Here is a 13,217-nt window from a genome sequence, read left to right as displayed (position 1 = left end):
GCCTTGCCTGTAACGGGACAAGACCTTAGAAGGCTCGGGACGAATGGCCAAGGGGGAAGCGATGAACATTCTGGTGCTGGGCAGCGGCGGGCGCGAACATGCGCTGGCCTGGGCGATCAAGCAAAACCCGAAATGCGACCGGCTTCTGGTGGCGCCGGGGAATGCGGGCATGGCCGCGATCGCCGATTGCGTGGCGATCGACCCGAGCAATGCTTCCGCCGTTCTGGCCTGCGTCGAGGAAAACGCCATCGACTTCGTGGTGATCGGCCCCGAGGCGCCTCTGGCGGCGGGCGTGGCTGACCGGCTGCGCGAGGCGGGTGTGCTGTGCTTCGGCCCTTCGGCGGCGGCGGCTCGGCTGGAAGCCTCGAAGTCCTTCACCAAGGAAATCTGCGACGCCTGCGCGGCGCCGACGGCGGGCTATGCGCGGTTTACCGATCTGGACGCCGCCAAGGCCTATGTCACCGAGCAGGGCGCGCCCATCGTGGTCAAGGCCGACGGTCTGGCCGCGGGCAAAGGCGTGATCGTCGCGATGAGCCTGCAAGAGGCGCTTGACGGGCTTGAGGAAATTTTCGGCGGCGCTTTCGGCGCGGCGGGCACCGAGGTGGTGATCGAGGAATTCATGGCGGGCGAGGAAGCCTCGCTGTTCGTGCTGTCTGACGGCAAGTCGATCCTCGCCGTGGGCGGCGCGCAGGACCACAAGCGCGTGGGCGATGGCGACACCGGCCCGAATACCGGCGGCATGGGCGCCTACTCGCCCGCCCCGGTGCTGACCCCCGAGATCGAGGCGCAGGCGCTGCGCGAGATCGTGCAGCCCACGATCGACGAGATGGCGCGGCGCGGAACGCCGTTCCAGGGCGTGCTTTATGCCGGGCTGATGATTGAAAACGGTCGCGCGCGGCTGGTGGAATATAACGTGCGCTTCGGCGACCCCGAGTGCCAGGTGCTGATGCTGCGGATGGGCGCGCAGGCGCTTGACCTGATGCTGGCCTGCGCCGAGGGGCGGCTGGATCAGATCAGGGTGACCTGGGCCGACGATCACGCAATGACCGTGGTGATGGCGGCCAAGGGCTATCCGGGCAGCTATGAAAAAGGCACCGAGATCCGCGGCCTTGATGCGCTGCCCGAGACCGCCTCGCAGATGGTGTTCCATGCGGGCACTGCCGAGAAGGACGGCAAGATCGTCGCGACCGGGGGCCGTGTGCTGAACGTCACCGCGCGCGGCGCGACGCTGCAGGAGGCGCGCGAGCGGGCCTATGCGATGGTCGATCAGATCGACTGGCCCGAGGGTTTCTGCCGCAAGGATATCGGCTGGCGCGCGCTCTGATCGCGCGGGGTTTGGGGGCGCTGCCCCCGGCCTTGCGGCCTCCCCCGGGATATTTCCGGCAAAATGAAGGGTGCGGGCGCTAGCAGTTCGGCACGTTGACGGCGAGCCCGCCGAGGCTCGTTTCCTTGTAATGCGCGTGCATGTCGCGCCCGGTCTGGCGCATCGTCTCGATCGCGGCGTCGAGGGGGACGAAGTGCTGGCCGTCGCCGCGCAAGGCGAGCGAGGCGGCGGAAATCGCCTTGATTGCGCCCAGCCCGTTGCGTTCGATGCAGGGCACCTGAACGAGACCTTTGACCGGATCGCAGGTCATGCCGAGGTGATGTTCGAGCGCGATCTCGGCGGCGTTTTCCACCTGTTCGGGCGTGCCGCCCAGCATCGCCGCGAAGCCCGCCGCCGCCATCGCCGCAGCCGAGCCGACCTCGGCCTGACAGCCGCATTCCGCGCCCGAGATCGAGGCATTCGCCTTGATCAGCCCGCCGATCGCCGCCGCCGTCAGCAGGAAGTCTCCGACTTTCGCGCGGCTCGCGCCCGGAACGTGATCGAGCCAGTAGCGGATCACCGCAGGCACCACCCCCGCCGCGCCATTGGTCGGCGCCGTGACCACCTGCCCGCCGGCGGCGTTTTCCTCGTTCACCGCCATCGCATAGGTCGAGATCCAGTCGTTCACCACATGCGGCGCGGTCAGGTTCAGCCCGCGCTCGGCCTGCAGCGCCTGATGGATCGCATGGGCGCGGCGGCGGATATTGAGCCCGCCGGGCAGGAGGCCCTCGTTGGCGAGGCCGCGATCGAGGCAGTCGGACATCACCTGCCAGATCCGCGCGAGGCCCGCGTCGATCTCGGCGGCGCTGCGGAACTCGGCCTCGTTGCGGCGCTTCATCTGCGCGATCGTGAGCCCCGAGGCGCGCGCCATCGACAGCATCTCGGCGGCCGAGCGGAACGGGTAAGGCACCGGCGAGGGCGCGGTTTTCGCCGCCTCGTCCACCGCGGCCAGCTCGGCCTCGCTCAGCACAAAGCCGCCACCGATCGAGTAGTAGATCTCCTGCAAAAGCACGTCGCCCTGCGCGTCGCGCGCCTCGATCACCATGCCATTGGCGTGGCCGGGCAGCGGCGGGCCGTAGTCAAAGATCAGATCGGCCTCGGGGTCGAAGGCCAGCGCGCCAAGCCCGGGCGGCACCAGTTGGTGGGTGCGGCGGTTCTCGGCCAGCACCGCTTCGGCGGCGTCATGGGCGTAGGTCTCGGGCAGGAAGCCCGCGAGCCCGAGGATCGCGGCGCGGTCGGTCGCGTGGCCCTTGCCGGTGAAGGCGAGCGAGCCGCGCAGCCGCACCCTGAGCCCCGCCGCGTGGAAGGGCGAGCCGCGCAGCCGGTCCAGAAAGCGCGCACCGGCCACCATCGGCCCCATCGTATGCGAAGACGACGGGCCGACGCCGATCTTGAAGATGTCGAAGACGCTGAGGAACATGGGCTCTCCGTTTTCGCCATCTTGCCACGGACGGCACCGGAGCCGCGCGTGAAAACGACGCTTTGGCGCGCGAAAGCGGGGGCGCGGGGCGCCGGGAACGGCCCGCCCCTGCCCGCACGCGCCGCGCAGCAGCTTGGTTTCGCCCGCAAAACAGGCAGCGCATCGCGCGGTCGCCTGATGCGCGCTTCTGGACGTTTTTTGCCCTCGCCTGCGTTCCCGGGATTTCCTATAACCGACCCGACCCAGCTTAGGAGACCGCCGATGCCCGCCGAACTTTCCCCCATCGACAAGGCGAAATTCGCCGCCGCGCGCCGTGCCGTCGACTTTATCCAGGACGGGATGAAGGTGGGCCTTGGCACCGGCTCGACCGCGGCCTGGATGGTGCGCTGCCTGGCCGAGCGGGTGCGCGAGGAACGGCTCAAAATCGCCGGCGTGCCTACCTCCACGCGCACTGCGGAACTCGCACGTGAGCTGGGTATAGAGGTGGTCACGCTCGACGAGGCGAAATGGCTCGATGTCACGATCGACGGCGCCGATGAATTCGACCCCGAGCTGAACCTGATCAAGGGCGGCGGCGGCGCGCTGTTGCAGGAAAAGATCGTGGCCACGGCCTCGGACCAGATGATCGTGATTACCGACGCGGCCAAGGAAGTGGCGCATCTGGGCGCCTTCCCGCTGCCGGTCGAGGTCGTGCCCTTCGGCTGGCAGACCACGCGCGCGTTGATCGAAGAGATGCTGGTCTCGATGGATGTGATGGGGCGCGAAACCACGCTGCGCCAGAACGGCGGCAAGCCTTTCGTGACCGACGAGGGCAATTACATCGTCGATTGCCACCTCAAGCGGATCGGCAATCCGCGCCAGCTGAGCCTCGTGCTGAACCAGATCCCGGGCGTGGTCGAGAACGGGCTGTTCATCGACCTGTGCGACATCGTGATCATCGGCGGTGCCGAGGGCGAGGTCGAGGTGCGCGATATCAATGAAGGCACCGTGACGCAGGGCCGCGTCGATTTCGCCGAAGAATCCAATATCTTCTCCGATCTCGACTGATGACGCCTAAAGGGCAGGACTTGACGCGGCGCCTTCGGGGGCCGCGTTTGTTTTTATGCCCCCTGCCCTGACGCCTTTTGCCGCAGCACGCCTTGCCCCGAGGGGGGAGCAAAGCTAAGTCCTGTGCAACGCCCGCGACGGGCAGGCCGAAATGACAGGACAGATGATGAGCTTTGACTACGACCTCTTCGTGATCGGCGGTGGTTCGGGTGGCGTGCGCGCGGCACGTATCGCGGCCTCGGAACATGGCGCGCGCGTCGCGCTGGCCGAGGAATACCGCATGGGCGGCACCTGCGTGATCCGGGGCTGCGTGCCGAAGAAGCTGATGGTCTATGCCTCGGGCGTGCCCGCCGCGATCGAGGAAGCGAAGGGTTATGGCTGGCAGGCGAGCCTCGGGGCTTTCGACTGGGGCACCTTCCGCGCCAAGATGGATGCCGAGCTGGACCGGCTCGAGGCGATCTATCGGCGCGGCCAGCAGAACGCGGGCGTCGAGGTCTTTGACCAGCGCGCCACCGTTCAGGGGCCGCATGAGGTGCGTCTGGCCGATGGCCGGGTGATCTCGGCCAAGCATATTCTGGTGGCGGTCGGCGGGCGGCCCTTCGTGCCCGATTTCGACGGCGCCGAGCATGTCATCACCTCGAACGAGATCTTCAAGCTCCCCGCCCTGCCCGGCCGCGTGCTGATCGTCGGCGGCGGCTATATCGCCTGCGAGTTCGCCTGCATCCTGAACGGGCTCGGCGTGAAGGTCGTGCAATACAACCGCTCGGCGCTGCTGCGCGGCTTCGACAGCGAGGCACGCGACGTGATCGTTGATCGCATGGCCGCGCGCGGCATCGAGATCCACACCGGCGTCGTGGTCAACAAGATCGAGCGCCGGGGCGACACCCGCGTGGTCAGTTGCTCGCGCGGCTGCGTGGAGGAGTTCGACGCGGTGATCTACGCCACCGGCCGCGTGCCCAATACCGAGGGGCTCGGGCTTGAGGGCGCGGGCGTGCAGCTGGCTGCGAATGGCGCAGTGGTGGTCGATGGCTGGTCGCAGACCAACATCCCCTCGATCTACGCGGTAGGCGATGTGACCGACCGCATTCAGCTGACGCCGGTCGCGATCCGCGAGGGCCATGCCTTCGCCGATACCGTCTTTGGCGCGAAGCCCCGGCAGGTCGATCACGAGCTGGTCGCTTCAGCGGTGTTCACCCAACCCGAATTCGGCACCTGCGGCATGACCGAGGACGAGGCGCGCGCGCGCGGCCCGGTCGAGGTCTACGTGACCAGCTTCAAGCCGATGAAATCAGGCTTTGCCGGCGGCGAGGACCGGGTTTTCATGAAACTCGTGGTGGACAAGGCCAGCCAGCGTGTGCTCGGCTGCCACATCGTCGCCCCCGACGCGGGCGAGATGATCCAGATGGTGGCGATCGCGATGAAGATGGGGGCAACCAAGGCGCAGTTCGATGCGACCGTGGCCGTGCACCCGACCGCCGCCGAGGAACTGGTGACGATGCGCGCGCCCGTGCGCCACGAATAACGCAAACGCCGGGCTTCTGGCGGCGCGCGGCTCTTGAAACCGCGCGCGCGAGGCCACAACTGGCAAGAAAGACCAACGAAAGGTGAGGACGACATGAGTAACAACGGCCCCTGGGGCAGCGGTGGCGGCGGCGGAGACGACGACCGCGACTCCCGGCCCCCGCGCCAGAACCGCCCCGACGATGGACCCCAGATTCCCGAGATTGAGGAATTCATGCGCAAGGGCTCCGAGCAGCTGCGCGTGCTGATGGGCGGGCGTGGCGGCTCGGGCGGGCGCAAGCCGTCGGGCGGCGCACGCGGCACTGGCGGGCCGGGCCTTGGCCAGACGCTGGGCGTGGCGGCGCTGATCGCGGCGGGGCTCTGGGCCTACGGGTCGTTCTACACCGTCAAGCCCGAGGAACGCTCGGTCGAGCTGATGTTCGGGCGCTACAACTCCACCGGCAATCCGGGCCTGAACTTCGCGCCCTGGCCGGTCGTCACCTTCGAGAAAGTGCCGGTGACGCGCGAACAGACCGTTGATGTCGGCTCTGGCAAGGGCACGAGCGATGGCTCGGATTCGGGCCTGATGCTGACCGGCGACCAGAACATCGTCGATGTCGAATTCCAGGTCGTCTGGAACATCAACGATCCGGCGAAATACCTGTTCAACCTTGCCGATCCGGTCGACACGATCCGCGCGGTCTCGGAATCGGCGATGCGCGACATCATCGCGCGCTCGGAACTGGCGCCGATCCTCAACCGCGACCGGGGCGTGATCGCCTCCGATCTGCGTTCGGCGGTGCAGGCCACGCTCGACAGCTATGATGCCGGCATCAACATCGTGCGCGTCAACTTCAACCGCGCCGACCCGCCGCGCGAAGTGATCGACAGCTTCCGCGACGTGCAGGCCGCCCAACAGGAACGCGACAAGCTGGAAAAAGAGGCCGATGCCTATGCCAACCGCGTCACCGCCGGTGCGCGTGGTGAGGCTGCCCAGCTCAAGGAGGAGGCCGAAGCCTATCGGGCGCGGATCGTCAACACCGCCGAAGGGGACGCCGCGCGCTTCAACTCGATCTACGCCGAATACATCAAGGCCCCCGAGGTGACCCAACGCCGGATCTATCTCGAGACCATGGGCTCGGTGCTGCAAGGCCTCGACAAGGTGATCGTCGACCAGAGCGCTGCGGGCTCGGGCGTGGTGCCCTACCTGCCGCTGGATCAGCTGCGTAAATCGACCGGCCAGGAGGGAGCGAAATAATGTTGAAAACGGCTATGTTGCTTCCGATCGCCGTGATCGCCGGTGCGATCGCGCTGTCTTCGGTCTTTGTGGTGGACGAGCGCGAGCGCGCGCTGGTGCTGCAATTCGGTCAGGTCAAGCAGGTGAAATCCGACCCAGGCCTGGGCTTCAAACTGCCCTTCATCCAGGACGTGGTGACCTATGACGACCGTATCCTGTCGCTGCCGACGCGCCCGCTTGAGGTGACGCCGCTCGACGACCGCCGCCTGGTGGTGGATGCCTTCGCGCGCTGGCGCATCGTCGATCTGGTCGATTTCCGCGAGGCTGTCGGCCCGGGCGGCGAGAATGTCGCCAAGTCGCGCCTCGATTCCATCGTCAACGCCGCGATCCGCGAAGTTCTGGGCTCGGTGCCCTCGACGGCGGTGCTCTCGGCCGACCGGACGCCGCTGATGAACCGCATCCGCGACCTCGCCCGGCGCGAGGCGCGCTCGCTCGGCATCGACGTGATCGACGTACGTCTGACCCGCACCGACCTGCCCGAGCAGAACCTTGCGGCGACCTTCGCGCGGATGCGCGCCGAGCGCGAACGCGAGGCGGCGGATGAACGTGCGCGCGGCGGCGAAGCGGCCCAGCGCGTGCGCGCACAGGCCGACCGTTCGGTGGTGGAACTGACCTCGGAAGCCCGCAAGGAGGCCGAGATCATCCGCGGTGAGGCCGATGCCGAAGCCAACCGCATCTATGCCGATGCCTATGGCCGCGACCCGGACTTCTTCGCCTTCACCCGCGCGCTGCAATTCTACGCGCAGAGCATGAAGCCGAATTCCTCGTCGCTGGTGACCCAGCCGGACAGCGTCTATTTCGATTACGAGCGGTTCCTCGAAAGCCTCGGAACGGCGCAGAAATGATCTGGGTTCTGACTGGCCTCGGGCTGGTTCTTGCCTTCGAGGGGCTGGCGCTTGCGCTGGCCCCTTCGCGTATCGAGGAGGCGCTGGATTTCCTCGCGCGGATCGGCCCCGAGCAGCGGCGGATGCTGGGGCTGGTATCGCTGGCGATCGGCGTTGCGCTGTTGTGGGGCGTGAAGCTTTGGGGTTAGGATCGCCTGCGCACCCTCACGCCTTAGTGACGGAATGCGATCCTCTTTCATTTGCCTCTGACGGGCCCTAGCTATTTATCGGATACACAACACCCGGGCCCTTCCCCGAGCCCGGAGACAACCGATCGGGAGCCGAGTATGACGAAACTTTCCATGACCCTGTTCAAGCCCAAGCTGCTGCGCGCCTCGGTGGGCGCGTCAATGCTGGCGGTGATGCTGGCGCTTGCGCCTGTCGCGATCGAGCCTGCCGAAGCGCGCGGCGCGCCCGACAGCTTCGCCGATCTGGCCGAGCAAGTCAGCCCCTCGGTGGTCAATATCACCACCTCGACGACCGTCGCGACCCCGGCCGATCGCGGCCCGATGTTCCCCGAGGGCTCGCCCTTCGAGGATTTCTTCCGCGATTTCGGTTTCCCGAACGGGCCGAACGGCGGCCCCTCGCGGCCGCGCCGCTCGAACGCGCTGGGGTCCGGCTTCGTGATCTCGGAAGACGGCTATATCGTCACCAACAACCACGTCATCGAGGGCGCCGACGAGATCGAGATCGAGTTCTTCTCGGGCGACAAGCTCGACGCCAAGCTGATCGGCACCGACCCGAAAACCGATATCGCGCTGCTCAAGGTGGAAAGCGACAAGCCCCTGCCCTTCGTCAAATTCGGCAATTCCGACCAGATGCGCGTGGGCGACTGGGTGATGGCCGTGGGCAACCCGCTGGGCCAAGGGTTCTCGGTGTCCGCCGGGATCGTCTCGGCGCGCAACCGCGAGCTGTCGGGCACCTATGACGACTACATCCAGACCGACGCCGCGATCAACCGCGGCAACTCGGGCGGGCCGCTGTTCAACATGGACGGCAATGTGGTCGGCGTGAACACCGCGATCCTGTCGCCCAATGGCGGCTCGATCGGGATCGGCTTCTCGATGGCCTCGAATGTGGTGTCGAAAGTGGTCGGCCAGCTCAAGGAATACGGCGAGACGCGGCGCGGCTGGCTTGGCGTGAAGATTCAGGACGTGACCCCCGAGATGGCCGAAGCGCTGGCGCTGGCCTCGGCTGAGGGCGCGCTGGTCTCGGACGTGCCCGAAGGTCCCGCGCGTGATGCCGGGATCGTGGCGGGCGACATCATCACCAGCTTCGACGGCGGCGAGGTCAAGACCACCAAGGATCTGGTGCGCCGTGTGGCCGACGCCCCGGTGGGCGAGGCGGTGCGGGTGACCGTGCTGCGGGACGGCAAGGTGCAGACGCTGATGGTCACGCTGGGCCGGCGCGAACTGGCCGAGGGCGAGGCGGTTCCGGCCGCCGTGCAGGCGCCGCAGGAAACCGAGAAGGATATTCTCGGGCTGACGGTCACGCCGCTCACCGCCGAGATTTCGACCGAGATGGGCCTGCCCTCGGGCACCACCGGGCTGGTCATCAAGTCCCTCGACGAAACCGCCCCCGCCTTTGAAAAAGGCCTGCGCGCGGGCGACCTGATCACCGAGGCGGGGCAAAAGCCCGTCGCCTCGATCGAGGAGCTGGAGGCGCGGATCGCCGAAACCAAGGATGCGGGGCGCAAATCGCTCCTCCTGCTGATCCGTCGCGGTGGCGAGCCGCGCTTCGTGGCGCTGCCGATCGAGTGATCGCCCCTCCCCCGAAACCGAAAGGGCGCCCCTCGGGCGCCCTTTTCATTTGGCCTCAGTCTTCCCAGACCAAGAGCCCCATCTCCATCAGCGCCCGGCGCGAGATCTCATCGCTCGGCAATCCGCGCGGCGCCTGATAGGCGCGGATCGCTGCGCGCGTGCCCGCATCAAGGCGACGCGTGATCGCCCCGCGATACAGCCCGCGCGCCTTCAACGCGCGTTGCAGGTTGGCGACCAACTCGGGGGTTGCCTGTTCGCGGCAGAGGGTTTCGAAATATTTCACCTCGCCGGGGTCCACGACCGCCGAGAACGGGCGTTCCTCGTAAACCGCGGGCTCCAGTTCCTTGCCGGTCTTCGGGTCGATCCGTGCCGGGCGCAGTTCGACCGCGCGCATCACGGTGCCAAAGCTCGCAGGGCGGATCTGCACTTCGGCAGGGCAGCCCGGCCCGCCCTCGGGCGCGCGCTCCATCAGGGCGCGCGACAGCGTCAATGCGGTACCCGGCGCCGGATCGGGCGCAACCGCGCCCCCGCATCCGCCCAAGATCAGCGCCCCGCCCAGGGCCAGTATCGCACCGCGCATCCCGCAGCCTCCTGCCGTTCCGCCCTTTCCTAGCCGCAAAGCCCGCGCGACGAAAGGCCCCGGCACGGGCGGTCCTTGGCTCTGGCCTTCCCCCGCCGATTGCCCTACATCCCTTGCGCAAGGCAGTATTTCCGCAAACGGACACGAGACATGGCGAAGATCACCTATATCGAATTCAACGGCACCGAGCATGTGGTGGATGTGAAACCGGGCAAGACGGTCATGGAAGGCGCGCGCGACAATGGCGTGCCCGGGATCGACGCCGATTGCGGCGGCGCCTGCGCCTGCTCGACCTGCCATGTCTATCTGGACGAGGCCTGGGTTGGCCGCGTGCCGGCGAAAGAGGCGATGGAAGCCGACATGCTCGATTTCGCCTGGAAGCCCGACCCCGAGAAATCCCGCCTGACCTGCCAGATCAAGGTCACCGAGGATCTCGACGGGCTCGTCGTTCATATCCCCGAAAAACAGATCTGATCGCGCCCCGGCGGAGCAAAGGCAATCAAGGCGCGCGTGTCCTGCTTGGGGCGCGCGCGTTTTTCGTCGCCTTTACGTGCCGCGCCGTCGCAATCCTGCACGCAGCAGACGCGGGCTCGAAGGATTGTGCAAGTCTGCGCGCCGCGCTAGAGACCCACAACGCCTTGGCAGACAGCGAAAAGGATGGATGAATGACGGCCTATGTTCTGACCGTGAAATGCGCCTCGACCCGCGGCATCGTCGCGGCAATCGCCAATTGCTTGGCCGATCAGGGCTGCAACATCACCGACTCGCATCAGTATGACGACCCGCTGACCGGCAATTTCTTCATGCGCGTCTCCTTCACTTCGGAGAAGGGCGTGGGCGTCGAGGCCCTGCGCGGCGCCTTCGAACCGGTCGCCGCCACGTTCGGCATGGACTGGGCGATCCATGACGCCTCGCACAAGACCAAGGTCCTGCTGATGGTGTCGAATTTCGGCCATTGCCTGAACGACCTGCTCTATCGCTGGCGCATCGGCGCGCTGCCCATCGAGATCGTGGGCGTGATCTCGAACCACATGACCTACCAGAAGGTCGTGGTGAACCACGACATCCCCTTCCACCAGATCCGCGTGACCAAGGACAACAAGCCCCAGGCCGAGGCGCAGCTGATGGCCGTGGTCGAGGAAACCGGGGCCGAGCTGGTGGTGCTGGCGCGCTACATGCAGATCCTCTCGGATCAGCTTTGCCAGAAGATGTCGGGGCGGATCATCAATATCCACCACTCCTTCCTGCCGTCCTTCAAGGGCGCGAACCCCTACAAGCAGGCCTATGAACGCGGCGTGAAACTGATCGGAGCGACGGCGCATTACGTGACCGCCGATCTCGATGAAGGCCCAATCATCGAACAGGACACGGTGCGCATCACCCACGCCCAGTCGCCCGAGGATTACGTCTCGCTCGGCCGCGATGTCGAGGCGCAGGTGCTCGCCCGCGCGATCCACGCGCATATCCATCAGCGCGTGTTCCTGAACGGGAACAAGACCGTGGTCTTCCCCGCCTCCCCCGGCTCCTACGCGTCGGAACGGATGGGCTAAGGCGCAAAGGGGGGCTCTGCCCCCTCTTCGGTCCTCCCGGCCCGAATTCACCCCCCGGAGTATTTCGGGCTCGATGAAAGCCCTTTCATTTTGCCACAAATATCCCAAGGGAGACTGCGCCTGCGCAGTCGGGGGCAGAGCCCCCAACTTCCCGATGGACGCGGGCGCCGGCGCCCGCTAGCGATTGAGACATGAACGACCAGGACCGCATCCTTCCCGGCATCGCATTGATGCTGTTCTTCTGCGCCTCCGCGCCCTTGATCGACGTGGCCTCGAAGCTCGCGGCACAAGAGGTCGCGGTAGGCACGGTCACGCTTGGACGCTATCTGATGCAGGGGCTGCTGATGGCGCCGGTGGCACTGCTGCTGGGGCATTCTCTGGCGGTGCCCCTTTCGGGGCGGTTGCTCTGGCTGGGGCTGGCGCGCGCGGGCTTCTCGGTGCTGGCGACTTTTTCCTTCGTCGCCGCCGTGCGGCTGATGCCGATCGCCGACGCGCTGGCGATCGCCTTTGTCGAGCCCTTCATCATCTTGCTGATCGGGCGGTTCTTCATGGGCGAAGAGGTCGGGCCACGGCGCCTGGGCGCGGCGGTCGTGGGCTTTATCGGCGCGCTGTTCGTGATCCAGCCGTCGTTTTCGGAGTTCGGCACGGTGGCGCTGTTTCCGCTGGGCACGGCACTGTTCTTCGCGCTTTACATGATGATCACCCGGCGCCTCTCGCGCGAGGTGCACCCGATCCCGATGCAGTTCCAGACCGCCGTTTACGGTGTGCTGATCTGCCTGCCATTCCTGGCCCTCGGCGGCAGCCTTGGCGCCGAGCAGGTGCGGTTCGACCTGCCGCAGGGGATCTTCTGGATCTGGTGCGCGGGCGTGGGGCTGGCCTCGACGATAAGCCATATCTCGATGAGCTACGCGCTGAAATTCGCGCCCTCTTCGACGCTGGCGCCGCTGCATTACTTCGAGATGATCACCGCGACGCTGTTCGGCTATCTGGTGTTTCGCGACTTCCCGAACCTCTCGTCATGGATCGGCATCGCGATCATCACCGGTTCGGGGCTTTACCTGATCCACCGCGAGCGCGTCACAGCCCGAGACCGGAAAGTGCGGCGCGCAGATGCGCTTTCTCAAGCAGGACAAGCGCCGATCCTTCCCCCCGAAGCGTGACTGACCCGGTCGCCTCGTTCGAGGTGCCGATCCGTCCGTCGGGCGCGAACCCGATCCCCGAGATCGGCCAGCGCAGCCCCTCGGACTCGCCGCGAAACGCGCCGAAGGGCATCAGCGAGACGCGCGCACCTGCGGGCAGGTCAAGCGCAAGCCGGGGCGGCATCCGAAAGATCACGTCTTCCTCGGCCAGCATCACGATCCGCTGCCCGGGCCGCGCGGCCACGACCGACAGCGCCGAGAGCGTGTGATCCAGACGCCGCCCGTCGAAGCCCAGCGCCAGATAGAACGGCGCCTCGACGGAATAGAGGCATTTCGCGAAATCGGTGCTGTCTTGCTCGGCAATGTGATGGACGCGCCCCGCCAGACGCGCCCGCGCCACCTGCGAAAGACTGTCGAGATCGCCAATCACCGCCTCGGGCTCCAGCCCCAGCTCCAGCGCCCGGTCCCCGCCGCCATCGGCCGCCACCAGAACGGGCGCGATTGTCAATGCATGGGCAACATCGGCCGCAGATGCAGCTCCGCCGCCCAAAAGCGTGACCCCGGTCCGAACCTGTAAAATCATGTGCGTCATTGAGGTTAGATGCCGATTGCGGCAGCGAAACGCAATCTCATCCCGCAAAATTCCTCTGAAATGCCTTTTTTCGTTCACGCTTAAG

Annotated in this window: 13 protein-coding genes; 10 read left to right on the top strand and 3 right to left on the bottom strand. The window is 66.6% G+C overall.

Annotated elements, in window-relative coordinates; translation table 11 throughout:
• The first annotated feature begins 61 nt into the window (after positions 1 to 61).
• A complete protein-coding gene (purD, locus tag CLN94_RS03260; protein WP_096431462.1) occupies positions 62 to 1,324 on the top strand; it encodes a phosphoribosylamine--glycine ligase in 1,263 nt (420 codons plus the stop codon).
• Between the two features lie 79 nt (positions 1,325 to 1,403).
• Here purD and CLN94_RS03255 read toward each other — a convergent pair whose 3' ends face one another.
• Positions 1,404 to 2,783, bottom strand: coding sequence for an L-serine ammonia-lyase (locus CLN94_RS03255; protein WP_096431085.1), 1,380 nt, complete (start codon positions 2,781 to 2,783; stop codon positions 1,404 to 1,406).
• A 261-nt stretch (positions 2,784 to 3,044) separates the two neighbouring features.
• Here CLN94_RS03255 and rpiA point away from each other — a divergent pair, with 261 nt between their 5' ends.
• The 6 genes from rpiA to CLN94_RS03225 all read left to right on the top strand — a co-directional run bounded on the left by rpiA (position 3,045) and on the right by CLN94_RS03225 (position 9,271).
• Positions 3,045 to 3,830 (top strand): ribose-5-phosphate isomerase RpiA, encoded by a 786-nt coding sequence (gene rpiA, locus CLN94_RS03250; protein WP_096431083.1) that lies wholly within the window; start codon positions 3,045 to 3,047, stop codon positions 3,828 to 3,830.
• Between the two features lie 166 nt (positions 3,831 to 3,996).
• The gene (gor, locus tag CLN94_RS03245) at positions 3,997 to 5,352 is read left to right on the top strand and encodes a glutathione-disulfide reductase (protein WP_096431460.1); all 1,356 of its coding nucleotides are present in this window, start codon (positions 3,997 to 3,999) and stop codon (positions 5,350 to 5,352) included.
• Positions 5,353 to 5,445: 93 nt separating this feature from the next.
• Entirely contained in the window at positions 5,446 to 6,588 is a 1,143-nt protein-coding gene (hflK, locus tag CLN94_RS03240; protein ID WP_096431080.1) for an FtsH protease activity modulator HflK, read from the top strand.
• Positions 6,588 to 7,472, top strand: coding sequence for a protease modulator HflC (hflC, locus tag CLN94_RS03235; RefSeq protein ID WP_096431078.1), 885 nt, complete (start codon positions 6,588 to 6,590; stop codon positions 7,470 to 7,472). The genes hflK and hflC overlap by 1 nt, the downstream gene beginning before the upstream one ends.
• Positions 7,469 to 7,660 carry a DUF2065 domain-containing protein gene (locus CLN94_RS03230; RefSeq protein ID WP_096431076.1) on the top strand — a complete coding sequence of 64 codons (192 nt, stop codon included), beginning with the start codon at positions 7,469 to 7,471 and terminating at the stop codon, positions 7,658 to 7,660. Before hflC ends, CLN94_RS03230 begins: the two co-directional genes overlap by 4 nt.
• Before the next feature lie 138 nt (positions 7,661 to 7,798).
• Positions 7,799 to 9,271: a DegQ family serine endoprotease gene (locus tag CLN94_RS03225; protein ID WP_096431074.1), complete on the top strand. Its 1,473-nt coding sequence runs from the start codon at positions 7,799 to 7,801 to the stop codon at positions 9,269 to 9,271.
• 55 nt (positions 9,272 to 9,326) lie between these two features.
• Here CLN94_RS03225 and CLN94_RS03220 read toward each other — a convergent pair whose 3' ends face one another.
• Positions 9,327 to 9,851 carry a peptidoglycan-binding domain-containing protein gene (locus CLN94_RS03220; RefSeq protein ID WP_179300215.1) on the bottom strand — a complete coding sequence of 175 codons (525 nt, stop codon included), beginning with the start codon at positions 9,849 to 9,851 and terminating at the stop codon, positions 9,327 to 9,329.
• Positions 9,852 to 10,001: 150 nt separating this feature from the next.
• On the opposite strand from CLN94_RS03220, the gene CLN94_RS03215 reads away from it, so the two are divergent.
• From CLN94_RS03215 to CLN94_RS03205, 3 genes are all read left to right on the top strand, one after another.
• Positions 10,002 to 10,325 (top strand): 2Fe-2S iron-sulfur cluster-binding protein, encoded by a 324-nt coding sequence (locus CLN94_RS03215; protein WP_096431070.1) that lies wholly within the window; start codon positions 10,002 to 10,004, stop codon positions 10,323 to 10,325.
• Between the two features lie 191 nt (positions 10,326 to 10,516).
• Positions 10,517 to 11,401, top strand: coding sequence for a formyltetrahydrofolate deformylase (gene purU / locus CLN94_RS03210; RefSeq protein ID WP_096431068.1), 885 nt, complete (start codon positions 10,517 to 10,519; stop codon positions 11,399 to 11,401).
• Positions 11,402 to 11,592: 191 nt separating this feature from the next.
• On the top strand, positions 11,593 to 12,561 hold the full coding sequence (locus CLN94_RS03205) for a DMT family transporter (protein WP_096431066.1): 969 nt from the start codon (positions 11,593 to 11,595) through the stop codon (positions 12,559 to 12,561).
• Here CLN94_RS03205 and CLN94_RS03200 read toward each other — a convergent pair.
• Positions 12,479 to 13,123: a thiamine diphosphokinase gene (locus tag CLN94_RS03200; protein WP_342744519.1), complete on the bottom strand. Its 645-nt coding sequence runs from the start codon at positions 13,121 to 13,123 to the stop codon at positions 12,479 to 12,481. The two genes, CLN94_RS03205 and CLN94_RS03200, sit on opposite strands and share 83 nt — an antisense overlap.
• Positions 13,124 to 13,217 lie beyond the last annotated feature (94 nt).

Source organism: Pseudothioclava arenosa (genome assembly GCF_002358085.1).
Lineage (GTDB): Bacteria > Pseudomonadota > Alphaproteobacteria > Rhodobacterales > Rhodobacteraceae > Pseudothioclava > Pseudothioclava arenosa.
This window is presented reverse-complemented; position numbering and strand designations above follow the sequence as displayed.

Bases quoted from the DNA above. Each gene is read 5' to 3' on its own strand.
- CLN94_RS03255 (WP_096431085.1), bottom strand. From the start codon at position 2,783: ATGTTCCTCAGCGTCTTCGACATCTTCAAGATCGGCGTCGGCCCGTCG.
- CLN94_RS03225 (WP_096431074.1), top strand. From the start codon at position 7,799: ATGACGAAACTTTCCATGACCCTGTTCAAGCCCAAGCTGCTGCGCGCC.
- hflK (WP_096431080.1), top strand. From the start codon at position 5,446: ATGAGTAACAACGGCCCCTGGGGCAGCGGTGGCGGCGGCGGAGACGAC.
- CLN94_RS03200 (WP_342744519.1), bottom strand. From the start codon at position 13,123: ATGATTTTACAGGTTCGGACCGGGGTCACGCTTTTGGGCGGCGGAGCT.
- CLN94_RS03230 (WP_096431076.1), top strand. From the start codon at position 7,469: ATGATCTGGGTTCTGACTGGCCTCGGGCTGGTTCTTGCCTTCGAGGGG.
- hflC (WP_096431078.1), top strand. From the start codon at position 6,588: ATGTTGAAAACGGCTATGTTGCTTCCGATCGCCGTGATCGCCGGTGCG.
- CLN94_RS03205 (WP_096431066.1), top strand. From the start codon at position 11,593: ATGAACGACCAGGACCGCATCCTTCCCGGCATCGCATTGATGCTGTTC.
- purD (WP_096431462.1), top strand. From the start codon at position 62: ATGAACATTCTGGTGCTGGGCAGCGGCGGGCGCGAACATGCGCTGGCC.
- gor (WP_096431460.1), top strand. From the start codon at position 3,997: ATGAGCTTTGACTACGACCTCTTCGTGATCGGCGGTGGTTCGGGTGGC.
- CLN94_RS03215 (WP_096431070.1), top strand. From the start codon at position 10,002: ATGGCGAAGATCACCTATATCGAATTCAACGGCACCGAGCATGTGGTG.
- CLN94_RS03220 (WP_179300215.1), bottom strand. From the start codon at position 9,851: ATGCGCGGTGCGATACTGGCCCTGGGCGGGGCGCTGATCTTGGGCGGA.
- rpiA (WP_096431083.1), top strand. From the start codon at position 3,045: ATGCCCGCCGAACTTTCCCCCATCGACAAGGCGAAATTCGCCGCCGCG.
- purU (WP_096431068.1), top strand. From the start codon at position 10,517: ATGACGGCCTATGTTCTGACCGTGAAATGCGCCTCGACCCGCGGCATC.